Below are 25,288 nucleotides of genomic sequence, written 5' to 3' on the forward strand. Positions count from 1 at the left end.
CGTTGAGTTATCGGAAGAGGCCGAAGAATGGCTACCCTCAGTGCCTGAGTGTCGAGATTTTAAATCGCCTATATAAAACTTTGGGCTTTAGGTCTGCATTTCATACATCACTTCAATTATCTGTCTGTATTTAAAAGAAAATAATAGATGTATAGTTATTTTTTAGCTATACATCAACTCTACATTCTCTTCATGAGTGTAAAAAGTGGGTGAACAGATGATACAGTCAGTGAATATCATATTAATTGCATCAAACCCAGATGTAGTAAGGCTTTCAGGGGATTGTGCAGAGGGTGCATAACTAAGGGGGTGAAAAAGATTTTCAGGGGGGCTTCTGGCAGGCAAATGAAATCAGAAGCAAATACCGTACTCAATCCGGTTTTTATTTTCTGGTACTACCTCAAATTAAAATGATGTAATCATCTGATTTTATTTAAGAATAGAAGTTAATCACAATTTCATTGATGGACTTTTATTCACACTGGTATAGATAAATAATTCTGTTATATCCTGTTTCATTACGCATTTATCAGAAGTGCTGTTACAGGAGACAAGAATGTCACACATCATTTACTTGTCGTTAAAGGGCAAGAAGCAGGGTTTAATTTCAGCAGGCTGTTCAACGCCTGAATCAATTGGAAATCGGTATCAAAAAGGGCGTGAAGATCAAATACAGGTATTGAGCCTGAATCATTCGATGAGCCGTGACCAGAACGTCAATCATCAACCTGTTAGCTTTGTGAAACCCATTGATAAATCCTCTCCCCTGTTAGCGATGGCAATCGACGGAAACGAATTGCTGGATGCCAGTTTTGTGCATTACAGGACAAGCCAGATGGGGCAACTGGAGTTCTTTTATGAAATTAAGTTGACCAGTGCCACTATTGTGGATATTTCCTATAATTATCCGCATTCAATCAATGACAACGGAGCAATACCGCATGAAGTTGTAATGCTCGATTACAAATCCATTTCATGTAACCACATCGCCGCAGGAACTTCGGGCTACAGCATTTCACAATTAGCGGGGCGTGAAGAAGCAAAACCACTTTTATCCGGATTCTCTAATATTAAGCCACTGGTTAATGAGGAACCGGTGAAAAATTCACAACACCATGCGCGCTATCGTTGTACGGATGATGAAGGCAATCTTTTAATTGAGCGTAAATATCGGGTTTGCCTGCCGGATGGCCAGATAAAAACAGGGACGACTGATAAACAGGGTTTTACCCAATGGCATCTCACGGATGACAAAAAGAACCTTATTTTTCATATTTTAAAGGATTAATACCATGCCAACCTATACCGTTCAGACAAAAATAGAATCCAACGTACCTGTTGAAAACCTGCTTTATGACTTAACCATTTATCGTAAGGATGCAAAAGGCAATTTCCATGTATTGCTTGATGTTTTTCAGGAGAAACTACAGAGTAATTATGAAACTCAACAGCATATCACGCAGGAAACAGACGACGATCTTTCTGTAATTTATATCATGCAAATTATGCTTCACCGCAAACATGGCTCAAATATATTTCCGGCACTGCAAACCCATTTTAAGAAAATGTATACACTCGGTGAATTAACATCTGGTAAAGCCTGTTCGGAGAAAAAACGGGAAAATGCCTGTTATTTTGAAAGTACGGTTGAAACAAAACCGGTCAGCGACGGGGATAATACCGTCGAATTAAAAATCACCATTCCTGAACGACCTTTTATTGCGAAAGAATATCCCATTGGTCATGAAAAAGATCCGTTCGAGAAAAACAAAATTGAATCGGAAATTCAAGGTAGACTATCTAAAAGCACTTATCCGGATCAACGTGGTGCTAGTCTGTGTGGCCCTGCCGCTTTTTTCTATTGTTTGCAAATAGACAGGCCTGATATTTATGAGCAGGCTGCCCGTGAGTTATGGCAATATGGACGAACTAAAATCGGTCAGTTGGAAATAAAACCAGGTGAGGGTTGTCGACATCCGAAGGGTTCATTTTATAAGACATCTCCTCGTGGCGAATATCAAACAATTTTAGGTTTAGATTGGGTAACATTAGCGAGTCTAAGAGATTCAGAAAATATGATTTTTAGCTACGATGAGGTAGATGATGAAGTAGCAGGTATTACAATGTGGGAAAAATTAACAGAATGGTTTGAAAAAGCAGGGTATGAGAAGGTTTTTGACAATATAAGTGTATTCTCACATAGTAATGTGAACGATATAATAAAGTTAAATCAATATATAAAAAAAGGATATAGAGTTGTAAGTTTAATATCTGCCGGAATGCTAGATAGTATCTATGGTGACACTTCAATGAAAAACCACTGGGTTGTATGGGAAGGCGAAGTTAGCTCAAAAGGAATACCAATAAATTTAGATGATGTAAATAATGATAATATGGTTAATTTAAATATGTTTTCTTGGGGTAAAATTTATCAACAAGTTAAAGGAGGAAATGATTTGAATTATTTTCTTAAGCATACATTTGGAGGGTTGGTTTTCAAACCAATAAAATAAATATGGGTAGATTGTTTTTAATTATATCTTTTTTATTTGTTTCCGCTTGTTCAAAGCAAACTGTCCATATCTATCCTCATGGGGATTATCTAAAAAATGCTAAGGTTGGTCAGCCATATAATGAGTTAATAAAAATACCAGGCGTTATAGATATTAGCTTTTTTGCAGAGATAACACCTTCAAATTCAGGTTTAACATGGACTCCTAGTGACTATACTGTCCCTGTAAAACCAATAACAGCAAAGGATTATAGTCGTATTAAAATACAAGGAACTCCTACACATGCCGGAGAAATACGAATAAAGGTAGCAGGTGGAATTTATGGAACAATGCTGAATGGGGCAAATGAATTTGAAAAGACATACACTATAAAAGTGAATGAATAACAATCAGTAAATAATGGCGATCTAAATCGTCATTATTTATTTTAAAATATTATCCTCTCATTACTTGTATGCTCGCCCAACATAATAAGAACTATTTATTATTGTTTTTCATGATGTTAAAAGATTTATTGAAAAAATAAATTAACTACAAAACACCATGAAAAAATTACTCGAATTACGCCAACAAAAATCCGATTTAACCCAACAAATGCGTTCTCTTCTCACCAAAGCCGAAAACGAAAAACGCTCACTCAATATCGACGAAGCCAAACAGTTCGACGAATTTCGCAGCCAGTCTGACACGCTGAATACTGAAATTGCCCGTTATGAATCACTGGCGAATGAAGAACGCAATCAGGCAGAAATCCAGCCAACCCGTGAAAAACTCAGCAATGATGAACTGCGCCACTATGTTCTGACAGGTGAAACCCGCTCCCTATCCACGAGTGTTCCGTCTGAGGGTGGCTATACCGTTATTCCTGAACTGAACAAACAAATCATGCAACAACTGACTGATGAGTCAGTCATGCGCCGGATTTGTACAATTAAGACCACACGCAGTAACGAATACAAACAGTTAGTTTCAGTCGGTGGTGCAGCCGTGGCACACGGAGAGGAAAGCAAAGCACGCAGTGAGACTGCCACGCCGAAGATGGAGGAGGTCAGCATTAAGCTGTTTCCCATCTACGCCTATCCTAAAACAACCCAAGAGATTATCGACTTTAGCGACGTGGATATCTTAGGTTGGCTGACTTCCGAAATTGCCGACACATTCATTGATACCGAAGAAACGGATCTCGTCAGCGGTGACGGCAGTAAAAAAGCGAAAGGCTTCCTGTCTTATCCCCGTGATACCCAAGCTGATAAGATTCGCGCGTTTGGTACATTACAAAAATTGGAAGTTACCGCGCTTTCAGCGGATAACCTGATTGACCTGAAATTCTTACTCAAAAACAAATACCGTAAAAATGCCGTCTGGGTGATGAATTCCACAACTGCCGCCCAAGTACAAAAACTGAAAAATGGCAATGGCGATTATATCTGGCGGGAACGCTTGCAAGCGGGTGATCCGGATATGCTGCTGGGCTTGCCTGTCCACTACCTCGAATTTATGCCGGAGGGTGTGATCGGTCTGGGTGACTTCAAGCGTGGCTATTTCATTGTTGATCATGAAACCGGCATTCGTACCCGTCCTGACAATATCACTGAGCCGGGATTTTATAAGGTACATACCGATAAATATCTGGGTGGCGGGCTGGTGGATTCCAACGCAATTAAGGTACTGGAAGTGAAAGCGTCCAGCAACTAAGCAGAAGGGGGTTGCGCCCCTTTCCAAGTCTTGGAGTCCATCAATGAAGAATGATTTTGAAATCCGCACCGCCTCACTTTCTGCCAGCAATAAGACGCTGACAGGCTATGTGATTAAGTGGAACAGCCGATCACACGTGCTGTGGGATGAATTTATCGAACAGTTTGCCCCGAATGCGTTTAATGCCAGTTTAGCGGCAGGGACTGATATCAGGGCGTTGTACGAGCATGACCCGATAAACCTGTTAGGCCGTACCACGTCCGGCACGTTGCGACTTAGCGAAGATGCCACCGGATTACGTTTCGAACTAACCCCGCCAGATACTCAATTGGGGCACGATGTACTCACGTTGGTTGAACGGGGCGATATACAAGGGATGTCCTTTGGTTTTCGTGCCATTAAAGATGAGTGGGATACCAATCAGACACCCTATATCAGAACCGTATTAGAAGCCGAATTACGGGAAATTACGATCACCAGCTTACCCGCCTATCCTGAAAGTGGCATAGAGATTGCCAAACGCTCACTGAATGCCGCTAAGCCCTGCCCTGTGGACTTGCGTCATTACTGGCTGCAACTGTCTGAGGTGTAATGATGTGGCCTTTTACACGCAAAGCCCCTGAAACCCGCAGCATGACGCTGGATGAATTTCTTTCTCTGGCAGGCATGGCTAATACTAAATCGGGCGAGCATGTTTCTCCGTCTACAGCGGAAGGCTTACCCGCTGTGATGAACGCCGTTACCGTGATTAGTGAAGCGGTGGCCTCCATGCCTTGCTACCTCTATCGGGTTGCGCACCAGAACGGCAAGGAATCCCGCGAATGGTTGAGCGATCACCCCGTTGATTACTTGCTGAATGAATGCCCGAATGACTGCCAAACACCGTACCAGTTTAAGCGAACCCTGATGCGTCATTGCTTATTGAATGGCAATGCGTATGCGGTGATTGTCTGGGGGCGGGATGGTCAGCCACAGTCATTACACCCTTACCCGCCGTCAGCGGTTGTACCACAACGATTATCTGATCACCGGTTCGCCTACACCATCACCGAGCCTTATAGCAGCAAGGTAAAAACCTATTTACAAGAAGAAGTGCTGCATCTGCGTTATGCCACCGAAGACGGCTTTCTTGGGCGCTCGCCTGTCACAGTTTGCCGTGAAACACTGGGCTTGGGGCTGGCACAACAACGCCACGGCGCAAGCATTATGAAAGATGGCATGATGGCGGCGGGGGTGATTAAAGCCGCTGACTGGCTGGACGGAATCAAGGGAAACAAAGCACTGGAAGCCCTCGAACGTTATAAAGGTGCGCGTAATGCCGGAAAAACGCCGATCCTTGAAGGCGGGATGGAATACCAGCAATTAGGCATGAGTAACCAAGATGCCGAATGGCTGGCCTCCCGTCGCTTCACCATTGATGATATCGCCCGTATGTTCAATGTCAGCCCGATCTTTCTGCAAGAGTATTCAAACAGCACCTACAGTAACTTTAGCGAGGCATCTCGCGCCTTTCTGACTATCACCATGCGCCCGTGGCTTGCCAACTTTGAGCAGCAAATCAAAGCCGCCTTGCTGATGACCTCGCCAAAACGGGGGATTCGTTATCAGGTGGAATTTGATACTGCCGATTTGCTGCGCGCCAACCCGAAAGAACGTTTCCAGAGTTATGAGACGGCGATTAAATCCGGTGTCATGTCACCGAACGAAGCCCGCGAACGCGAGGGTTTATCGCCCCGTGACGGTGGTGATGAATTCAGTCAGACATGGAAGCAAACCGTAGAAGTGAAAAAACAAACGGAGAACAAGGAATGAGAGCAGGCAGATTGAGACACCGGATCACCCTTCAAAAAAACAAAAGTACACGGGATAAGTTTGGTGGAGTGATAAACAATTGGGAAGATGTTGCCGATGTTTGGGCGGAAGTCATCGCAATTAGTGGCCGGGAACTGGTGGCTTCTGGTGCCGTGTTATCCGAAGCCACGGTGCGTATCTGGCTACGTTACCGTGATGATATCACCACAACAAACCGCATTGTCTATCAAGGTGCCAGCACCCACGGCAAGACCTTTGGCATCGTTGCCGTTATTCCTGATCCGAAACACTCCCGTCTGGAACTGCTTTGCAAGGGGGGCGTGAAATATGCCTAATATTGAAATTCCCCTAAATGAAATAAAACAACACTGTCGGATTGATGAAAGCGATGCCCTTGATGATGCGTTATTAATGGCTTACGCCGAAGCCGCACTGGAAGTCTGCCAGCAACATATCGATAAGCGGTTTGATAATGGTCTGGTTTTCACGCCAGCAATCAAGGTGGGTTGTCTGCTTTATATCGGCTTGCTGTATGAAAATCGGGAAATGGCAACGGACATTGAGCTTAAAGAAGTCCCGTTCACCATTAAATCATTATGGTCTGTCTATCGTGACGTGGGAATTTACTGATGCCGTGGCAGCCATTAAAGCGCTGTAGCTATCCGAATTGCCGTGAGCGGGTGAAATCAGGCCGCTGTGAGCAGCACCAACGGGAAGCCAGACGAGCGCAGGATAAGCAACGCGGCACCCGAACCCAGCGCGGCTATAGTAATCGATGGGGACGCTATCGGCTGCACTACCTGAAAGCTAATCCGTTATGTGTGATTTGCCTGAAAGCCAATATCTATACGTTTGCAATAATTGTAGATCACATTATCCCGATACAGGGTAACGCTGATGTGCTGTTCTGGCCTGCCTCCAATCATCAAGCATTATGCCAGACCTGCCATAACCGTAAGACCGTACAGACTGACCCCATAACCAAAGCAAAGCGCAAACAGGGGATCTATCGGCAGCAGGAAACCGCAGCGGCAAGGTATCGTGACTGGTTATCAAAAGAATAATAACGAAACGAAATAACGGGGTGGGGGTATCAAAAATGACAAATGTCCCTCCCAGCGGAACCGCCCCCTCCTTCAATTTTTGCGCACGGTACTTTTTTTGAAAATAAAACAACAAGGAAAAAAATCATGGCAAGAGCGCCAAAACCGCCAACCTACCTTAATGATATCGCTGCCAGTCAATGGAAGGCCAAAGGTAAAATTTTAAGTGAGCGAGAAGACCTGAATGCCGCTGACTGGAACAATTTAGAACTGTATTGCGTGAACTATGCCATTTACCGAAAAGCGGTGGCAGACCTTGATATCAGGGGCTTTAGCATCGTTAACAGTCAGGGCAGCGAGAGCCGAAATCCGTCATTGAGCGCTAAAGCCGATGCTGAAAAAATCATGATAAAAATGTCGTCATTGCTGGGTTTTGACCCCGTATCACGGCGTAAAAATCCGGTGGAAACCGAGGAAGAAGACGAGCTGGATCGCTTATGAACGCATGGGAACAGTACGCATTTGATATCGAAAACGACAAAATTCCGGCCTGTAAACGGGTAAAACAGGCTGTGAAACGCTACTATAATGACCTGAATAACCCGCTTTATGTGTTTGATTCGGCAATAGTCGAGCGTTTTATTGTCTTTTCCCGTGTCTGTCCCCATGTCAAAGGCCATTTGCGCGGTAAACCTATCATTCTTGAGCCGTGGCAACAATTCGCCTTTGCGAATCTGTTCGGCTTCAAAGTGAAAGCGACCGGACGCCGAAAATATCGCAGTGCTTATATCCAAGTACCACGCAAAAATGCGAAATCGACGGTGGCTGCGATATTGGCTAACTGGTTTTTGGTAATGGAACAAGGGCAGCAGGATATTTACACTGCCGCTGTGAGCCGTGATCAGGCGCGGATTGTATTTGATGATGCCCGCCAAATGAGCCTGTTATCTAAACCACTCAAAAAACGGGTGACTATTCAGCAACACAAAATCACTTATCCGAAAACTAACAGCCTGTTAAAACCGCTGGCCGCCAAAGCTGCCACGATTGAGGGTACAAACCCCAGTCTGGCGATTGTCGATGAATATCACTTACACCCTGATAATGCGGTTTACTCTGCACTGGAGCTGGGAATGGGTGCCCGTCCCGAAGGTATTCTGTTTGCCATTACCACAGCGGGCAGTAATGTTATTTCGGCCTGTAAGCAGCATTATGATTATTGCTGTCAGATATTGGATGGTGAAGAACAAAACGAATCGTTGTTTGCCCTGATTTACGAATTGGATGACGAGCACGAGATTGATGATGAATCCCTTTGGATTAAAGCCAATCCCAATCTGAATGTATCCGTAGACAGTGCCGCTTTGCATGACACTATCCAGAAAGCGCGGGGCATTCCCTCCCAATGGACGGAAATGCTAACCAAACGTTTTAATATCTGGTGTCAGGGTGAAACGCCGTGGATGGGGGAAGGCGCGTGGAAAGCCTGCCAACTCGATTATGATGAAAACGACCTCAAAGGGCTGGAGTGTTACGCCGGACTGGATTTATCTTCAACAGGCGATATCACCAGTATTTGCTACATGTTCCCTGTGGATAATGAACTGTTATTACTGACCCGCCATTACTTACCCGAAGCGCAATTGCAGAACCCCGCCAATAAGAATCGGGCGGTTTATCGGCAGTGGGCACAAGCGGGCTGGATACGTACCACTGCGGGTGACTGTATTGATTATGACCGTATTCGTGATGATATTCTCAACGACAGTCAGCAGTTTGATATCAAGCTGGTGGGTTTTGATACATGGAACGCCACGCATCTGCGTACACAATTACAAGGTGCAGGGCTGGACGTTGAACCATTCCCGCAAACCTATATGCGCTTTAGTCCTGTGGCTAAATCTGCTGAGGTATTCGTGAATCGTAAAGTCATTCGTCACAATGGCGATCCAGTGCTCGCGTGGGCAATGTCCAATGTGGTGATGGAAACCGATGCAAATGCCAATATTAAACCAAACAAGAAGAAATCTGCGAACAAAATTGACCCCGCAATTGCGTTTTTGATGAGCTTTGGCACATGGCAGGTAGAGCATGAAGAATTTGCGTTTAGCTTAAGTAAAGAGCAGCAACTGCGCCTGAACGCGTTCAATGGGATATAACGTAAAAAGTTAAGCTGTTTTACTGATTCGCTTATTGAACCAGATAAAACAATTCGTTAAAGTGGCGTTGCCATTGGCAAATACCAATGGTCAAGGCGTCGCGGCCTTGTGCGCTTATACACTGGTAAGAATCTTTACCAGTGTGCCTGCTATCGCCTCTTCTATGGTGGTTCAGGCAGGGGAGGCTATGCCTCGCCGGAGTAAGCGCCGGTCCGCGAACCCTGTCTGAATCGCCACCATCAATATTAATTAATGGAAGGGGTAGCAGGAATGAATAACGTTAGAAATGACTGGCATCAAGCCGATATTATTGCTGCATTACGTAAGCGCGGTACAACTTTAGCGGCTGTTTCCCGTGAAGCAGGACTCAGTTCATCTACACTGGCAAATACTCTCAGCCGTCCGTGGCCTAAAGGCGAATGGATAATTGCTGATTACCTCGGAATCCATCCTTCGGAGATTTGGCCTAGTCGATATTTTGATGGCGATGGTCAGCCTATTGAACGGACAGTACGTAAAGTTTCCATTGAATAGTTCTATTTCAGTGAAATCAGCCATGAGATAAAATGATACTTGTAATTATAATTTGATACTCATGGCTAAGTATCTTTATATTTATTTCTTGATTTTTTGTGTTCTGTATTGGTCGGGGAGAAAAGCAGCAGCATGTATTATGGTATCTTAGGTAACTCCGCCTTGTGTATATTATTGTTCATTCATTTACAATTAGACGAAAATAGTATTTAGGCCACAAGATAAGTTAATCAGGTAATTTATCTGATTAACTTAACATAATTAATCATAAGAATGATCTATAATTTAGAAAGTTTCACTTTTATTTGAAAATAAGATAATTTTATGCAGGTAATGAATTTATAACCTGTGATGCAGTGATTTGAAATTATAGGAGTTAATATGCTAATGGGTAGCATAACTATCAGAAAAATAAGAGAGATATAATATATTGCGTCAGGCTGTTGTATTATGCTTACTATAAAAAGAATAAAAATACAAATTAGCATCATTCTTGATGATGAAAAAGAAGCATCGGAATCTATTATTATCCAGGCAAGAAAATTTCCATCAGTTGTTTCTCTTTCAAAAGAAAAAGTTCTAATTAAAGCCAATTGTTCTTTAAATGTAAACGTTTTTATAATTAATTCTCTTAGTTTAGGGTTTTTCTCTATATGGATTTTTTTTCTTTTTTTATTTATCGGTTTACTAGAATTGTGTTCTGATCGAGGCTTGAAAAATATTCTGTTAGTGAGAGCGAACAAAAACAGTTTTATACCTATGGAATAACTGTAACCGATGTTTTTAGCTTGTTCTAATATTCTCAAAAAGGAAACGGATAAATAGATAAAGAAAAGGTAATTTAACCAATTAGTTTTGGAGGTCATTATATATAATGCAATGGCGATTATAATAAAAAATAGAGTGGCTCGTTTTACAGATTCCATATTTTCATAGGCCAGCCATTTTATCCAAGCGGTAAAATCATCGGATGTTTCATTTTTTACTAATGCAAAACTTTTGAGTAAGGTAACTTGTTCTGTAAGTGTAAATAGTTTAATTATTGACTTCCTGATTTTTTTGTCATGAGTAAATCGCATAGCTATCCCAAATTTATCAGATTAAATCGAAATTTATTTTTAATTCAGAATATTAAAATAAGTAGTGGTACTTACTCAAGTATGACAATTAAATGGACTTAAAAACAGAATTTAGTCACGCATTAAACCCATTGATTAGCACTCTGGCCTCATTTTCTCCCTGTGGGGTAATCCGTTTCCCCACGCTTCACGTTCTCTTTAGCCTACATTTACGCTTTTTAAGATGCTATAACAGCACTTACTTTGTTACTATGCTTTATTGTGTTTTAGTGCTCGTGCAATGATTTGTGGGGTAATTCGTGGGGTAATAAATTGATTTATTCGCCTTATGTGAAACTAAAACTTATTAAAAATCAATTGGAAATAAATTAATGTTAAGTTATCGTCACAGCTTCCATGCCGGCAACCATGCTGATGTGCTGAAGCACACGGTGCAAAGCCTGATCATTGAGTCACTTAAAACAAAAGAAAAGCCTTTCCTGTATCTGGATACCCACGCTGGCGCAGGTCGTTATCAATTGAGCGGGGAGCATGCAGAGCGTACGGGAGAGTATCTGGAAGGTATTGCCCGAATTTGGCAGCGTGATGATATTCCCGAAGAGTTGGCCGCTTATATGGATGCCGTGAAGGCGCTGAATCCTAATAATTCTCTGCGCTATTATCCAGGTTCTCCGCTGATCGCCCGCCATTTATTGCGGGATTATGATGAGCTGAATCTGAGTGAACTGCATCCCAGCGATTTTCCGCTATTGCGTGCGGAATTTTCCCGTGACAGACGTACCCGTGTTCTGCGGGAGGATGGCTACCAGCAATTGAAATCCAAATTGCCACCAAGAAGTCGCCGGGGTTTTATTCTGATCGACCCTCCTTATGAATTGAAATCAGATTATCAAAAAGTCGTTCAGGGCATTCAGGAAGGATATAAGCGCTTTGCAACCGGAACTTATGCGTTGTGGTATCCCGTTGTACTGCGTCAGCAGATTAAACGTTTAGTCAAAGATCTAGAAGCAACCGGTATCCGCAAAATCTTGCAGATTGAGCTGGGCGTGCGTCCTGACAGTGATCAACGCGGTATGACGGCATCAGGCATGATAGTCATTAATCCGCCGTGGAAGCTTGAACAGCAGATGAAAGCGGTGTTGCCGTGGTTGCAGCAGGTACTGATTCCTGAAGGTACTGGGCATACCTCAGTCGAGTGGATCGTTCCTGAATAAACGGCGCTTGAATAAATTGTGCCTGAATATGGGAAAGTTCAGCGGGACGTAGCGACTTAATAGCTGTGGCCTATGGCAATAACAGCCACAATCATCCACAGTTGATGGTCACTTTCTGCAATAATAAACGCCAGGTTGAACTTTACCCAGTAAGTTAATTGATTAGACGGAAATTGCCTAAGATGAATAAACATTACGATTATATTGCAATTGGTGGCGGCAGTGGCGGCATTGCTTCTATTAACCGTGCAGCCATGTATGGGCAGAAGTGTGCTCTGATTGAAGCAAAAGCATTGGGCGGAACATGTGTTAATGTGGGTTGTGTACCGAAGAAAGTTATGTGGCACGCTGCCCAGATTGCGGAATCTATTCATCAATATGGTCCTGATTATGGTTTTGATACCACAGTTAATCGTTTTGACTGGAAAAAATTGATAGCCAGCCGCACCGCCTATATTGACCGTATCCATCAATCGTATGAGCGTGGATTGAATAACAATAAGGTGGATGTTATTCAGGGATTTGCCCGTTTTGTTGATGCACATACTGTTGAAGTTAATGGCGAGAAGATCACCGCGGATCATATTCTGGTTGCCACAGGCGGCCGTCCATTGCGTCCAGCGATCCCCGGCGCAGAATATGGCATCAATTCAGATGGTTTCTTTGAACTGGATGAGCTGCCAAAACGTGTTGGTGTCGTGGGTGCTGGTTATATTGCGGTGGAAATCGCAGGTGTTTTAAATGCATTGGGCAGTGAGACACATCTGTTTGTCCGTAAGCACGCGCCATTGCGCACTTTCGATCCAATGATCGTCGATACGTTGCTGGAAGTGATTAAAAACGAAGGGCCAACACTGCATACGGAAGCACTTTTAAAAGCTGTGATTAAAAATAGTGATGGCAGCTTAACCATTCAGTTGCAGGATGGCAGGGAGCAAACGGTTGATGTGTTGGTCTGGGCAATTGGCCGTGAACCGATGACGGATAACCTGAACCTGTCTGTTACAGGCGTTGAACTGGATGAGAATGGTTATATTCAGGTCGATAAGTATCAGAATACCAATGTGAAAGGGATCTACGCTGTTGGTGACAATACCGGTGCGGTGGAACTGACGCCAGTCGCGATTGCGGCGGGTCGTCGCTTGTCAGAGCGTCTGTTTAACAATAAACCGGAAGAGCATTTGGATTATGCCAATGTGCCGAGCGTAGTATTCAGTCATCCACCAATCGGTACAGTGGGTTTGACGGAGCCACAGGCAAAAGAACAGTATGGGGATGATCAGGTTAAGGTTTATACCTCTTCATTTACCGCCATGTATACCGCAGTGACACAACACCGTCAGCCGTGCCGCATGAAATTGGTTTGTGCCGGAGCAAACGAGAAAATTGTCGGTATCCACGGTATTGGCTTTGGTATGGATGAGATCCTGCAAGGTTTTGCTGTTGCGCTGAAGATGGGAGCAACGAAAAAGGATTTTGATAATACGGTTGCGATCCATCCGACTGCGGCGGAAGAATTTGTAACGATGCGGTAATGCCGCTGTCATGATATAGAATGCCGTGGGATAGAAAATATCACGGCCATTTTATGGATAAAAAAGAGCCGGTTCGAACATTAAAAAGTTCGAGTCGGCTTTTTTATATTAACGGGTTATGTTCGCTGAATATTAGTTGATACCCGCGTAGCGCAGTAGTGCTGTTACACTGGCTGCGACCATAATCACGACAATCAACGGTGCTTTTTTCCAGGCAAGGATCATGGCAACCGCAACGCCCAATACACGCGCCACTCCCGCAAAATGTGTACCTTCGTAGAAGGTTGCTGCCAGTGCTACGGCGAATAACAATGTGGTGGCTGAATCTTTAAGCAGTGCTTGTTTGTGTTCTGATAATGCCAGGCTATTGCCCAGTTTTGTCCCACTGAGACGCATCAAATACGTACCGATTGACAGTAGTGCGATGCCGATAAGGATTAAAGTATCACTCGCCATTATTTTTTCCTCGCCAATAATCCTAACAATGACATTAAGACGGGTAATCCCACCGGGGTAAAAGGAATGGCTGCAAGTGACAGGGCTGCACCGCTTGTAGCCCGAGTCAGTGTCGTTCTGTTTTTGAGTGATGGAATGACCAAAGCCAGCAAAATCGCAGGGAAGACGGCATCCAAGCCAATGGCTTCTGGCGCAGGAAGCAATTTACCGAGCATGCAGCCAATAATGACGCCAAGTGGCCAAAATATCACGACGCCGATACCGCATAACCAATAAGCCGCTTTGCGTTGATCGGGGGTCTGCTGCGACAGGCCGAAAACGACGCTTTCGTCATTCATAATGTGGCATCCCAAATACCCCATTATGCGATTGCCAACCAATTCGCGTACCGCTAATCCGAATGGGAAATGGCGGGCATTCACCAGTAAGCCAGCAACAGCAGCGGCGATTGGATTGCCTCCGCTGGCGACAATGCCGATAAACATAAATTCTGATGCCCCTGCGACGACTAATGTGGAAAGCAGCAGAGGAACCCATAAGGGAAAACCGTATGCCATGGCCAATGAACCATAGGAAACACCAACTACACCGACAGCCAGGCAGACTAAAAATATCGCCTTTTTGATATCACCTGTCAGGCAGGAGAAAGAGTGAGCAGACATATAACCTTATCCATATCGAACAATTTTCCATTATAATGAACACAATTTAAGGTTACATCAAGTCGAACGTTATGTTCTTTTTAATGAACACTGAGTTAATGAATACTGGAGTAGAGGTATGACGCAGCCAATCAGTGTAATCTCAAAAAGTTTAGCTCGTGAACGTGCAAGAGCCGGACTTTCATTAACAGAAGTTGCCCGGCGCGCTGGGATTGCTAAATCCACCTTGTCACAACTCGAAGCTGGCAGTGGCAATCCGAGTTTGGAAACACTCTGGGCATTATGTGTGGCGCTGAATATTCCTTTTGCCCGTCTGCTGGAGCCACAGAGCAACAAAACGCAAGTGATTCGGTGTGGTGAAGGGACGAAAGTTGTCGCGGAGCAGGCAAATTTTCAGGCGATTTTATTGGCAACCTGTCCACCGGGCGCACGGCGTGATATTTACTTATTGATGGCGGAACCGAACGCTGATCGAATTTCTCATCCACATCCTCCTGGCTCTGTGGAGCACATCATCATCACCCGTGGCCGCGCGTTGGTTGGCTTGACAGAAGCGCCAGTTGAGTTGGGGGAAGGTGACTATATCTGTTATCCCGCGGATGTGGAGCATATTTTTAAGGCACTGGAGCCGGATACGCTGGCCATTTTGGTTGCCGAACAGAATTAACATGATCTGTGTGCCAAGCTTGGCGAAATTGGCCTCTTATCAGTAAAGAGGCCATCCTGAAGATTACAATCCCGGTGCCTTCCACAAGGAAGTCGTCAAACCATCGTCCACCAAATGCAATTGATCCGCATACACAGTCTGCCAATCTTTTTTCGCTTTCTGGTAAATTTCACGATGTTCCAAATTTGGTTGGTATTCCCGCTCCCAACGAACCAATCTTTCGCCTGTTGCCGACATGGAGTCATATAATCCGACGCCAACGCCGGCCGCAATTGCGCAGCCCAAAGCGGTGGCTTCCTTGACGACAGGAACCCGAACCGGCAATCCGGTCACGTCAGAGAGAATTTGGCTCCAGAGCTTGCCTTTCGATCCCCCGCCAGCGAAAACCAATGAATCCGCTTTGACACCTGAGAATGTCGAAACCATGTCGAGATTACATGCTGAAACGATAGCCGCGTTCTCTTCCAACGCCCTGAATAAGGTGGCTTTGTTGCATTTCTCCGGATCAATTGAGAGATTGAGGAAAGATGGCGCGGCGTGATACCACGATTTAAAGCGCATCACATCGGAGAAAATCGGCATTACCCCATGTGCCCCGGCAGGAACCCGTGCTGCCATATCTTCCAGTAAGCTGTAGGCATCGACTCCCAGACGCTCTGCCAGTAATTTTTCTTCTGCACAGAAAGCATCGCGGAACCAGCGCATGGTAAGGCCGGTAAAGAAGCTGATTGATTCAGCCTGCGCCATGCCGGGAATAACGTGTGGATTGATGCGGATGTTCATATTCGGATCGGTAACGGGTTCTGGCAAGTTGACGACTTGCTGCCAGAATGTTCCTCCGAGTACCGCCGTTTGGGCGGGTTTGACAACACCGATGCCGAGGCAGCCGAGCTGAACATCACCACCGCCCATAATGACGGGGGTTCCGCTGTTCAGGCCACACTCTGCCGCGGCTTTTTCTGTGATATAACCGAGCAGGCTGCCTGTTTCTTTGACGGGGGAAAGAATATCAGAGCGCAGCCCCGCCATTTCCAGCAAACTCGGGCGCCAATCCCGGCTGACTAAATCCAGCATGCCTGTGGTGCCGGCGTTGGAAGGATCCACGGCTAATTCATTGCTTAACATATAAGCAAGCCAGTCGCTTATCATCGTTAGCGTGCTGGCTTGCCGATAAATATCGGGGCGGTGATGAGCCAGCCAAAGAAGGCGTGGCATGGCGCCCAATGCCAGAGTCTGGCCGGAATAACGATAGACGTCATACTCAAAAGTATTGTTGTACAGTTCCTTGAGTTCACTGACTTCATGACTGGAGCGGGCATCTACATTGGCGCATGCCCAGATGGGATCGCCATTGCGGTTATAAAGGACAATGCCTTCCCGCATTGAGCAGGCGGCAACGCCTTGTATCGCCTCGGCGGGCAGATCTGCTTTTTGCAGTGCTTGCCGGATACATTGGCAAGCCAGTTGCCAGTTGTTTTTCAGGTCAAACTCCATCGAACCAGCAACATTCGGCACAGGCTGATGTACCCATTCAGCCTGTCCGACGGCTATCTGATTTCCGTCGAGATCAAATATAACTGCACGGATACTGCCAGTTCCTGCATCAAGCGCCATCAGATACTTCCCTGATGGTTGGGCATGAGTGCGTTGAGTCATGATACTATCCTCATCTGTCGTTATCTTCTTATTTGATATGGCACAGGGGATGGATAGTTATTTGTCGATCAAGTCAACATAGCTCTTGCGGTCTGTTCTTCTGTTACCAGTGAATTGATGTATCCGGAGCACATGATTGTTGTTTCTGGTTGCAGGCAGTCTGCCCGCATTATTTTCTGGGTAGTGGTGACTTAAATAGCCAATGTCATCGGATAATACAATCCTTTCTGATAATAGTTGTTTCTTGATTGATTTAATCGACATAACAACTTCTTTATCCACAAAGAAAGGATAAGCGCGAAATACTATTAATGTAATAGGAATTAATCGTAAAGTTTTGAACATATTTTAATATGATCTTATTTTTTTCACAAAATGTGATCTGACTACTAAAAAAATATTAATTTTTTAATTAACTCATTGAATAAACATTATTTTATATAAATAATGTTTCATATAACTATATGGTTGGATGAGTGAACGTCGTTAACAGAGCTGTAACTAGAAAGGCGGCAGGTATAAGTATTAAAAATGTCATGAAATCTACATGATGTTACTGAGCAATACTGTTACCAACTTAGATAGTTTGTTAAGGGAGTATGGAGTGTTAGCCGGAACTGCGTATAGGCTCAATGGGCTATCTTCTGGCATGATTGTATTGAAACAAATTAATTGCACGTTGGTGTTGAGTCTGGTTTACGCTCTGCAATCCTGGATGGGTTGGTGGAATGTTATTGTTCAGTATCAGTAACTTTATCTGTACTAGAATTATTGCCGTTCCTTTAGCTTTATTTGTTGGTATGCAGTATAGCTCGTTTAATACCGTCCTGATTTTCTATACGCGTTATGATGTTATTCTTGTGAATAAATCCTTCGCCTGTTTTATATCTTGACTGTGCCGATTTTGATAATAACAGTGATTATTTTTGTTGTTATTTGGTGTTTTTCTGATTGCAGTGTTGAAGGGCATTTTGTTTTGCTACATCGCTACCAAATTCGTGAATTGGTGGTAATGTTGAAGGGCTTCTCTTTCATGGCAATATATTTTCAAATCAGAAATGAAAAAGAAGCTCCTGAAACATAAATGATTTTAGGACAAGAATAGATGGAGATAGGCATGAAAGCGCCAACAATAAAAAAACTGGTTTTAGCTGCTGCATTAAGTCTGGTATGGGTTTCTGGGGGACTGGCGGCAGAAAAGATAGTATTTATCCCTAAACTGGTTGGTGTTGAGTTTTTTACTGGTGGCGCTAGAGGTGCGATAGAGGCTGGGAACGTATTGGGTGTTGAAGTCATTTATGATGGCCCAGTGGAATCAAATATGGTGGAACAGGTTCATCTTATCAATACATTCGTTAATCAAGGTTATAACGCAATTGTAGTGTCAGCTGTATCAAGAAATGGACTGTGCCCCGCTTTAAAACGTGCAATGAAGCGGGGTGTTAAAATTTTGACGTGGGATTCAGATACTTCACCAGAGTGCCGCTCTATCTATATCAACCAAGGAACGCCAAAACAGTTGGGCGGGCTACTGATCGACATGGCAGCCAATCAAGTGAAAAAGAAAAACGCAAAAGTGGCATTTTTCTATTCCAGCCCAACGGTGACGGATCAAAACCAATGGGTAAAAGAAGCCAAGGCCAAGATTGCGGCTGAACATCCTGATTGGGAAATTGTTACCACTCGGTTTGGTTATAACGATGCCACGAAATCGTTACAAACGGCAGAGGGCATTTTGAAAGCGTGGGACGATTTGGATGCGATCATTGCGCCAGATGCCAACGCGCTGCCGGCAGCGGCCCAGGCAGCAGAAAACCTGAAACGTAAGGATGTGGCAATTGTTGGTTTCAGCACCCCGAATGTTATGCGTCCTTATGTCGAAAATGGAACGGTCAAGCAATTCGCTCTGTGGGATGTGGTCAAGCAGGGCAAGATAGCGATTCATATCGCCAACGAAATATTGCAAAAAGGCGATTTGAATGTAGGCGATAAATTGACGATTCCAGATATTGGCAATGTTGAAATCTCTCCCAACAGTGTACAGGGATACCGTTATGAAGCGGAAGGTAATGGTATCGTTGTCATGCCAGAGCGAGTGGTTTTTACTAAAGACAATATCAATGAGTACAACTTCTAACCAATGTGATTTCTGATTGATGGGCTGCTGTGCAGCCTGTTTCTGACACCTTTTTGGAGGGCAAAATGGCAGATTTAGATGATATCAAAGACGGTAAAGATTTTGGCCTTGATACGCCACAGAAGAATACTTTGTTTGAACTGAAAGGGTGTGGTGCACTGGATTGGGGGATGCAATCCCGCCTGTCACGGATTTTTAATCCCACGACCAATAGAACTGTCATGCTGGCGTTCGATCATGGCTATTTTCAAGGGCCAACGACGGGTTTAGAGCGCATTGACATTAATATTGCCCCGCTATTTGAACATACCGATGTGTTGATGTGTACCCGTGGGATCTTACGCAGCCAAGTCCCCCCTGCAACCAATAAACCCGTGGTGCTGCGTGCGTCTGGTGCCAATTCCATGTTGACTGAACTATCGAACGAAGCTGTCGCGGTCGCGATGGAAGACGCCCTTCGGCTCAATGTTTGTGCGGTTGCCGCCCAAGTTTATATCGGTTCGGAATATGAGCATCAATCCATCAAAAATATCATTAAGCTGGTGGATCAGGGCACGCGCTATGGTATGCCAACGATGGCGGTGACGGGAGTCGGTAAGGACATGGCTCGTGATCAACGCTATTTTTCGCTGGCAACCCGCATTGCGGCAGAAATGGGTGCGAACATCATCAAAACCTATTATGTCGAGAGTGGATTTGAGCGGATTGTCGCCGGCTGCCCTGTGCCGATTGTCATTGCAGGTGGTAAGAAACTGCCGGAGTTGGATGCACTGGAAATGTGCTATCAAGCTATCGATCAAGGAGCGTCTGGAGTGGATATGGGACGAAATATCTTCCAGTCCGAAGCTCCCGTTGCGATGTTGAAAGCGGTACAGGCTGTGGTACATAACAATGAAAAACCCGCACAGGCGTATGAATTGTTCCTGAGCGAAAAAGCCAAGGGAGAATAATATGCACGTCACATTAGTTGAGATTAATGTCAAAGCTGACAAGATCGACGAATTTATTCAGGTATTCCGGGATAATCACCTTGGTTCGGTGAAAGAACCGGGTAATTTGCGTTTTGATGTGTTGCGTGATGAAAATATCCCGACTCGCTTCTATATCTATGAAGCCTATGCCGATGAAGCGGCTGTGGCTGCGCATAAGAAAACGCCGCATTACTTGCGTTGTGTCGAAAAGCTGGAAGCGTTGATGACTGGGCCTCGTAAAAAAACAACGTTTGTTGGTTTGATGCCGGAAGGAAAGTAAAAGGCAGAGGTTGCTCATGAATCCCCCGGGAACATAATCATGTGACCGGGGAGAGCGGGATGGTTCAGAAAGTTGCGATAGCCAGGGGTTAAGAGTGAAAAAATTTACTGTTCGCCGTGTCAATGAGAGCGATCTGGAAGATTTCAGAAGAGTAAGATTAGAAGCTTTGCGGCTTCATCCAGAGGCTTTTGGCGCATCTTATGAGGACTGGAACCAGAAGCCAACACAGTTTTTTGGTGATCTGTTACGGGACAATCATATTTTGGGCGGATTCGATCTTCATAACAACTTACAGGGCATTATCGGAGTTAATTGCAGCACCTCACCAAAGCTGAGTCATGTGGCGACTATCTGGGGAGTTTATGTCCGATCCGAGATGAGAGGTTCGGGGCTATCAGGAAAGCTTATGGAGGCGGCACTGGAGGCAGCATGTTCAGCCAGAACCGTAAAACTTTCAGTAGCTACAACCAATCATGTGGCGCGTGCGCTTTATCGTTCTTATGGATTCACTGAATGGGCAATTGATACCGCTGTGTTATGTGTTAATGGTGTGTTCCATGACGAATTTCTTATGAGGCGAGAGTCTGAGTTTAGTTCGTGAGCGGGATGCTATGCTTAACTGGATAAGTTCTGTTCCGCTGCCTAGCTGCCTATAAGACAAGGCGGTAATATAGCATCCTTGCCTATTCACACATTAACAGGTTAGCTTTCACTCTGTGTCGACTGACAGGTTTAATCGTGTTCTAACACACAACCTGTCAAATCTAAGCTAATGCATTTTATTTCATTGGCATTGCTTTTATTTCTTCGATGGCGGTGGCAATTGCTGCCAAGCTGCGTTGAATATCATCTTCTGTCGTTGCCCAAGAGCTGACGCTGAGACGAATGGCCTCTTTTCCCTGCCACGTTGTTTGCCCGAACCAGCATTCACCGGATTGCTGCACTTTTTGCAGCATTGCACGCTGTAAGTTGATGTCAGGCAAACAGGCGACGACCTGATTAAGAACAACCTCATTGAGGACAGTAAAACCGAGTGTTTTCAGCCCCTCAGCCAGCATTTTCGCATGTAGGCAGCAGCGCTCAACCAGCGCCTCTATTCCTTGTGCACCCAGCTCCGCAATTGCAGCCCATACTTCAACCGCTCTGGCTCTGCGGGAAAATTCAGGCAGCATATCTTTCGATTGCCACATATCTTGCGTTTCCACATAAGCGGCTGAAGTTGTCATGATTTCCCTGAGCGCTTGCTTATGCCGCACGATACACATGCCGCAATCGTAAGGAGTATTTAGCCATTTATGGGCATCTACAGCCCATGAATCTGCGGCTTCAACGCCTTCGACCAAGGTGGATTTTTCCTTTGATGCCCGCGCCCAAAGCCCGAAAGCGCCATCGACATGCACCCAGCAGCCTGCTTTTTTGGCTTTTGGGATCAGAGAATGAAAATTATCTGAGCTACCGGAGTTCAAATTTCCCGCCTGTAACACCAGAATCATATTGGCTGAAAATTCAGGAACGGCACTTTCAATAATACGGCCTTGACTATCACATGGCACAAAGATGCATTGTGAACGGCCAAAACCGAGCAGCCTCAATGCCTTTAAAACGGAAATGTGTGCTTCTTCAGGTAACACAACTTTCAATTCTGGTGCATTGTGCAACCCCTGTTCCGCAATGTCATAACCCTGCTTCTGGTACAGATAATGCCGTGCTGTGCTCAGGGCACTGACATGGGCCATTGTCGTGCCCGTCACAAAACCAACGAACGCATCGGATGGCAAACCCAGTAATTCTAATACCCAGCGCCCGGCAATTTTTTCTAATTGGTTGGCGACTGGTGAAGAGGATCTCATCAAGGCGATTTGGTCCCAAGCACTGGTAATGATGTTGGCGCCCATAGCGGCAGGGGTTGAGCCTCCAACAACCAGGCCAAAGTACCGGCCGCCGGTGGTTGCGACTGTGGCGGGCGAGCCATATGTGTGGAGCTGTTCAAGGACTTGCTGACAATGAGTGCCCGTTGTGGGTAACGGTTTATCGAAATATTGCAGGTTCGATAAGGCTTCTGCATCTGGGTATACCCGCTGGTTCCGGATTTCACTGACGTAGTCGTATGCTATTTTGCTTGCTGTTTTAACCGCTGACAACGAAGAGTCACGGATAGGATCTTTCATGGTGTGGCTTCCTGTTATATCGATTTTCCGGTGATTTGATGTAATTTTTTTATTGGGATAGCTAATCATCGTGATGGCCACTTATCGGTATTGCTATTTATTTGTATAGCCGCGTTATTTGTATAGCCACGTCGAAATAAATGCTGCGACTTGTTCTGGTTGATTGATGTCAAGCTGCGGCAGTGATGGTGCCAGTGGAATATCACTGGCAATGGCTATCACATGGGGATCCAGCAGTTCATCGACGGTATGGTTCATGCCATCTCGATAAAGGGCAATTTTGGGGATAGGTTCGTGTTTAAAACCTTCAACCAGAATCAGATCCAGTGAATTTGCATCAAATCGGCTGGCGAGGTAGTGAAGATCCAATTCCGGAAGTTCTGGCGTTTCTGTCATCAATGCCCAACGTTGCTGGCTGGCGACCAATGTCTGGCTTGCTCCGGCCTTGCGCAGTTCATAGCTATCTTTGCCGGGCTTATCAACATCCATATTGTGATGAGTGTGTTTAATCAATCCAATACGGATATGTTGCTGGCGCAATAGTGGAATAACCTGTTTTAGTAGCGTCGTTTTTCCGGTTCCACTATAAGCAACGATGCCCAGTATAGGCAGTGCTGTGTCGTCTAAGCGATGGGTCATGCACTCTCCTGAAGAAATTCCCAATGCCGGAGTTTCCAGTCATGGCACTCTTCCGGTGTATTTAAGTTCGTAAAAGCATTGGTATCGGGGAAATAAACGGCTTTCGCCTTAATCATCTGCATAAAGAACATCAGCTTTCTATCTCCCAGCGCAAGATAACTTTCCAACCGCGGGATCAAACTGCGGTGCATTAATACCAGAGTAGGGTGGGCGCGTTCGCAGTCGTGTACATAAGCGGCTCTGGCGTATTGTTTGTAACGCCACAGTTTTTCAACAAGATCTGCGGGAAAATCGGGAACATCACAGGGAACAAATACCACCCATTCATGAATGGCGTTCTTTAAGACCGACAGCATACCCGCCAGCGGCCCAGAAAAATCGGTAATGATATCCGGTATGATGGGGTAGCCACTTTGCTGATAAACGCCAAGATTGAGGTTGGCATTGATCAACAGTTCATGCACCTGTGGCTGCAATCTTGTCGCAATATGTTGATAGAGTGGTGTGCCGTCGAATTGCAGCAGTCCTTTGTCATTTCCCCCCATACGGGTGGATAACCCTCCAGCCAGAATTGCGCCACTGATTTTTGGATGCGTCATGTTAAATTACCTGATATTGGGCAATGAAATGTTTGAGTATATATAACCATTGTGAATCAATATCTAACGATGCTGCCTTGAGGGGGAAGTATAACTTTACGCTGATTGACAGACCAATTCTTTCTAAGAAGCATTAACCCTGCTAATTTATATAGTTATTTATCAAGGAACTAAAAATGAAGCACCACCGTCTCAATGAAGTTATCGAACTTTTACAACCAGTGTGGAAGAATGAGCCGGATTTAAGTTTGGCAGCGCTTTTGCAGAAATTGGCTGATGAAGCGGGTTTTACAGGTCAATTGTCTGAACTGACAGATGATACCCTGATTTATCACTTAAAAATGCGCGGTACTGATAATCACGCAGAAATCCCCGGATTGAAAAAAGACTATGAAGATGATTTCAAGACTGCGTTATTGCGCGCCCGGGGCATTATCAAAGATTGAGCGAGAGAGAATTGTGTTGTGACGGAATCTAAGGCTTTTAATTTTCAGAATATTACCCCAGATTTGATTATGGATGCGTTAGTTCAGTCCGGTTTGCATATCGACTCTGGCCTGACGGAACTGAATAGTTACGAGAATCGTGTTTATCAGTTCATGGATGAAGACCGCAAACGTTATGTTGTGAAATTTTATCGCCCTTTACGTTGGAATCAGCAACAAATCCAAGAAGAGCATGATTTTGCACGCGAATTGCAGCAGGCTGATTTGCCGGTTGCTGCCCCGCTTATGTTTGATGGGCAAACTTTGCTGAATTATGCCGGGTTCTTTTTTGCCATTTTCCCCAGTGTGGGCGGGCGTCAGTACGAATCAGACAATTTTGACCAACTGGAAGACGTCGGGTGCTTGCTGGGAAAAATGCATCAAATTGGCCGCCAAAAAGCTTTCACTGCCCGCCCAACTATTAACCTTGATGAATATCTGTACCAGCCCTATCACTATTTGGCTGAGTGTGAACTGTTACCTGCTAAACACAAGAAAGACTTTCTTGCCGCGCTGGATGAATTGAATAAAGTGGTGGCGGGGCAATGGCATGATAATTGGCAAGTATTGAGACTGCACGGTGACTGCCATGCTGGTAATATCTTGTGGCGTGATGAAGCATGGTTTGTTGATCTTGATGATTCCCGCAATGGCCCTGCGGTTCAGGATTTGTGGATGTTGCTCAATGGGTCACGGCAGGAACGGCTTATCCAATTGGACATTTTACTTGAGTCATATGGGCAATTTACGGATTTCGATCCAAAGGAATTGGCGTTGATAGAACCCCTGCGTGCGATGCGGATGGTCTATTATTTGGCTTGGATTGCGCGTCGTTGGCAAGATCCCGCTTTCCCGAAAGCATTTCCGTGGATGGCTGACAGTGATTTTTGGTTTCAGCAAAAAAAAGTTTTTTCTGAACAAATCAATCTGTTACAGGAAAAACCTTTACAGCTTAATCCAATGTATTAGTTTTCCCTATAAATT

The 25,288-nt window shown here is 44.8% G+C and carries 31 protein-coding genes; 23 read left to right on the plus strand and 8 right to left on the minus strand.

The genetic code is table 11. The features are described from left to right. Window positions 1-556: 556 nt before the first annotated feature. From BM100_RS17655 to BM100_RS17710, 13 genes are all read left to right on the plus strand, one after another. Window positions 557-1,288: an Hcp family type VI secretion system effector gene (locus BM100_RS17655; protein ID WP_244590679.1), complete on the plus strand. Its 732-nt coding sequence runs from the start codon at window positions 557-559 to the stop codon at window positions 1,286-1,288. Window positions 1,289-1,292: 4 nt separating this feature from the next. After that, the gene (locus tag BM100_RS17660) at window positions 1,293-2,513 is read left to right on the plus strand and encodes a hypothetical protein (RefSeq protein WP_092513354.1); all 1,221 of its coding nucleotides are present in this window, start codon (window positions 1,293-1,295) and stop codon (window positions 2,511-2,513) included. A gap of 2 nt (window positions 2,514-2,515) precedes the next feature. Continuing rightward, entirely contained in the window at window positions 2,516-2,899 is a 384-nt protein-coding gene (locus tag BM100_RS17665) for a hypothetical protein (RefSeq protein ID WP_092513356.1), read from the plus strand. 157 nt (window positions 2,900-3,056) lie between these two features. Beyond that, on the plus strand, window positions 3,057-4,208 hold the full coding sequence (locus BM100_RS17670; protein WP_092513358.1) for a phage major capsid protein: 1,152 nt from the start codon (window positions 3,057-3,059) through the stop codon (window positions 4,206-4,208). A 43-nt stretch (window positions 4,209-4,251) separates the two neighbouring features. Beyond that, the gene (locus BM100_RS17675) at window positions 4,252-4,800 is read left to right on the plus strand and encodes an HK97 family phage prohead protease (protein WP_092513360.1); all 549 of its coding nucleotides are present in this window, start codon (window positions 4,252-4,254) and stop codon (window positions 4,798-4,800) included. Between the two features lie 2 nt (window positions 4,801-4,802). Then, window positions 4,803-6,020, plus strand: a complete 1,218-nt coding sequence (locus tag BM100_RS17680; RefSeq protein ID WP_420855329.1) for a phage portal protein — start codon at window positions 4,803-4,805, stop codon at window positions 6,018-6,020. Continuing rightward, on the plus strand, window positions 6,017-6,355 hold the full coding sequence (locus BM100_RS17685) for a phage head closure protein (RefSeq protein WP_092513365.1): 339 nt from the start codon (window positions 6,017-6,019) through the stop codon (window positions 6,353-6,355). Before BM100_RS17680 ends, BM100_RS17685 begins: the two co-directional genes overlap by 4 nt. Then, window positions 6,348-6,650, plus strand: a complete 303-nt coding sequence (locus BM100_RS17690) for a head-tail connector protein (RefSeq protein WP_092513367.1) — start codon at window positions 6,348-6,350, stop codon at window positions 6,648-6,650. The genes BM100_RS17685 and BM100_RS17690 overlap by 8 nt, the downstream gene beginning before the upstream one ends. Next, the gene (locus BM100_RS17695; protein WP_092513369.1) at window positions 6,650-7,084 is read left to right on the plus strand and encodes an HNH endonuclease signature motif containing protein; all 435 of its coding nucleotides are present in this window, start codon (window positions 6,650-6,652) and stop codon (window positions 7,082-7,084) included. The genes BM100_RS17690 and BM100_RS17695 overlap by 1 nt, the downstream gene beginning before the upstream one ends. A gap of 126 nt (window positions 7,085-7,210) precedes the next feature. Then, window positions 7,211-7,564 carry a phage terminase small subunit P27 family gene (locus BM100_RS17700; protein ID WP_086954148.1) on the plus strand — a complete coding sequence of 118 codons (354 nt, stop codon included), beginning with the start codon at window positions 7,211-7,213 and terminating at the stop codon, window positions 7,562-7,564. Then, a complete protein-coding gene (locus tag BM100_RS17705) occupies window positions 7,561-9,222 on the plus strand; it encodes a terminase large subunit (protein WP_092513371.1) in 1,662 nt (553 codons plus the stop codon). The genes BM100_RS17700 and BM100_RS17705 overlap by 4 nt, the downstream gene beginning before the upstream one ends. A gap of 34 nt (window positions 9,223-9,256) precedes the next feature. After that, on the plus strand, window positions 9,257-9,451 hold the full coding sequence (locus BM100_RS22700) for a hypothetical protein (protein WP_139216991.1): 195 nt from the start codon (window positions 9,257-9,259) through the stop codon (window positions 9,449-9,451). Between the two features lie 41 nt (window positions 9,452-9,492). Continuing rightward, complete coding sequence (locus BM100_RS17710; protein ID WP_092513373.1) at window positions 9,493-9,756, plus strand: helix-turn-helix domain-containing protein; 264 nt, start codon at window positions 9,493-9,495, stop codon at window positions 9,754-9,756. A gap of 278 nt (window positions 9,757-10,034) precedes the next feature. Here the strand turns inward: BM100_RS17710 and BM100_RS17715 are convergent, their stop codons facing one another. Next, entirely contained in the window at window positions 10,035-10,835 is an 801-nt protein-coding gene (locus tag BM100_RS17715) for a hypothetical protein (RefSeq protein ID WP_092513375.1), read from the minus strand. Between the two features lie 371 nt (window positions 10,836-11,206). Here BM100_RS17715 and BM100_RS17720 point away from each other — a divergent pair, with 371 nt between their 5' ends. Together BM100_RS17720 and gorA are read left to right on the plus strand one after the other, a co-directional pair. Next, a complete protein-coding gene (locus BM100_RS17720; protein WP_092513377.1) occupies window positions 11,207-12,049 on the plus strand; it encodes a 23S rRNA (adenine(2030)-N(6))-methyltransferase RlmJ in 843 nt (280 codons plus the stop codon). A 182-nt stretch (window positions 12,050-12,231) separates the two neighbouring features. Then, window positions 12,232-13,584, plus strand: a complete 1,353-nt coding sequence (gene gorA, locus BM100_RS17725) for a glutathione-disulfide reductase (protein ID WP_092513379.1) — start codon at window positions 12,232-12,234, stop codon at window positions 13,582-13,584. Between the two features lie 132 nt (window positions 13,585-13,716). On the opposite strand, the gene BM100_RS17730 is transcribed toward gorA, so the two are convergent. Beyond that, window positions 13,717-14,040 carry an AzlD domain-containing protein gene (locus BM100_RS17730; RefSeq protein ID WP_092513381.1) on the minus strand — a complete coding sequence of 108 codons (324 nt, stop codon included), beginning with the start codon at window positions 14,038-14,040 and terminating at the stop codon, window positions 13,717-13,719. Continuing rightward, window positions 14,040-14,702 (minus strand): AzlC family ABC transporter permease, encoded by a 663-nt coding sequence (locus BM100_RS17735; RefSeq protein ID WP_092513383.1) that lies wholly within the window; start codon window positions 14,700-14,702, stop codon window positions 14,040-14,042. Before BM100_RS17735 ends, BM100_RS17730 begins: the two co-directional genes overlap by 1 nt. Window positions 14,703-14,820: 118 nt before the next feature. On the opposite strand from BM100_RS17735, the gene BM100_RS17740 reads away from it, so the two are divergent. Continuing rightward, window positions 14,821-15,369, plus strand: coding sequence for a helix-turn-helix domain-containing protein (locus BM100_RS17740; protein ID WP_092513385.1), 549 nt, complete (start codon window positions 14,821-14,823; stop codon window positions 15,367-15,369). Between the two features lie 63 nt (window positions 15,370-15,432). On the opposite strand, the gene lsrK is transcribed toward BM100_RS17740, so the two are convergent. Continuing rightward, window positions 15,433-17,025: an autoinducer-2 kinase gene (lsrK, locus tag BM100_RS17745; protein ID WP_169924745.1), complete on the minus strand. Its 1,593-nt coding sequence runs from the start codon at window positions 17,023-17,025 to the stop codon at window positions 15,433-15,435. Between the two features lie 57 nt (window positions 17,026-17,082). Further along, window positions 17,083-17,289, minus strand: a complete 207-nt coding sequence (locus BM100_RS22705) for a hypothetical protein (protein ID WP_139216992.1) — start codon at window positions 17,287-17,289, stop codon at window positions 17,083-17,085. Between the two features lie 340 nt (window positions 17,290-17,629). Between BM100_RS22705 and BM100_RS23190 the strand changes: the two genes are divergently transcribed. From BM100_RS23190 to BM100_RS17770, 5 genes are all read left to right on the plus strand, one after another. Then, on the plus strand, window positions 17,630-17,776 hold the full coding sequence (locus tag BM100_RS23190) for a hypothetical protein (RefSeq protein WP_169924746.1): 147 nt from the start codon (window positions 17,630-17,632) through the stop codon (window positions 17,774-17,776). Between the two features lie 366 nt (window positions 17,777-18,142). After that, window positions 18,143-19,162, plus strand: coding sequence for an autoinducer 2 ABC transporter substrate-binding protein LsrB (gene lsrB / locus BM100_RS17755; protein WP_092513390.1), 1,020 nt, complete (start codon window positions 18,143-18,145; stop codon window positions 19,160-19,162). 65 nt (window positions 19,163-19,227) lie between these two features. After that, window positions 19,228-20,112, plus strand: coding sequence for a 3-hydroxy-5-phosphonooxypentane-2,4-dione thiolase (gene lsrF, locus BM100_RS17760; RefSeq protein WP_092513392.1), 885 nt, complete (start codon window positions 19,228-19,230; stop codon window positions 20,110-20,112). A 1-nt stretch (window position 20,113) separates the two neighbouring features. Continuing rightward, window positions 20,114-20,413, plus strand: a complete 300-nt coding sequence (gene lsrG / locus BM100_RS17765) for a (4S)-4-hydroxy-5-phosphonooxypentane-2,3-dione isomerase (RefSeq protein ID WP_092513394.1) — start codon at window positions 20,114-20,116, stop codon at window positions 20,411-20,413. A 94-nt stretch (window positions 20,414-20,507) separates the two neighbouring features. After that, window positions 20,508-21,014 carry a GNAT family N-acetyltransferase gene (locus BM100_RS17770; protein WP_092513396.1) on the plus strand — a complete coding sequence of 169 codons (507 nt, stop codon included), beginning with the start codon at window positions 20,508-20,510 and terminating at the stop codon, window positions 21,012-21,014. Between the two features lie 178 nt (window positions 21,015-21,192). Here BM100_RS17770 and BM100_RS17775 read toward each other — a convergent pair whose 3' ends face one another. The 3 genes from BM100_RS17775 to mobA all read right to left on the minus strand — a co-directional run bounded on the left by BM100_RS17775 (window position 21,193) and on the right by mobA (window position 23,819). Further along, window positions 21,193-22,581 carry a pyridoxal phosphate-dependent decarboxylase family protein gene (locus tag BM100_RS17775; RefSeq protein WP_092513398.1) on the minus strand — a complete coding sequence of 463 codons (1,389 nt, stop codon included), beginning with the start codon at window positions 22,579-22,581 and terminating at the stop codon, window positions 21,193-21,195. A 114-nt stretch (window positions 22,582-22,695) separates the two neighbouring features. Next, window positions 22,696-23,220, minus strand: coding sequence for a molybdopterin-guanine dinucleotide biosynthesis protein MobB (gene mobB / locus BM100_RS17780; RefSeq protein WP_092513400.1), 525 nt, complete (start codon window positions 23,218-23,220; stop codon window positions 22,696-22,698). After that, a complete protein-coding gene (mobA, locus tag BM100_RS17785) occupies window positions 23,217-23,819 on the minus strand; it encodes a molybdenum cofactor guanylyltransferase MobA (protein WP_092513402.1) in 603 nt (200 codons plus the stop codon). Before mobA ends, mobB begins: the two co-directional genes overlap by 4 nt. Window positions 23,820-23,995: 176 nt before the next feature. Here mobA and BM100_RS17790 point away from each other — a divergent pair, with 176 nt between their 5' ends. Both BM100_RS17790 and BM100_RS17795 read left to right on the plus strand, forming a co-directional pair. Then, window positions 23,996-24,265: a YihD family protein gene (locus BM100_RS17790; RefSeq protein WP_092513404.1), complete on the plus strand. Its 270-nt coding sequence runs from the start codon at window positions 23,996-23,998 to the stop codon at window positions 24,263-24,265. An 18-nt stretch (window positions 24,266-24,283) separates the two neighbouring features. Then, window positions 24,284-25,273, plus strand: coding sequence for a serine/threonine protein kinase (locus tag BM100_RS17795; protein WP_092513406.1), 990 nt, complete (start codon window positions 24,284-24,286; stop codon window positions 25,271-25,273). Window positions 25,274-25,288: the final 15 nt, after the last annotated feature.

The sequence above is a fragment of the Xenorhabdus mauleonii genome (assembly GCF_900113945.1).
GTDB classification, from domain to species: Bacteria; Pseudomonadota; Gammaproteobacteria; order Enterobacterales; family Enterobacteriaceae; genus Xenorhabdus; species Xenorhabdus mauleonii.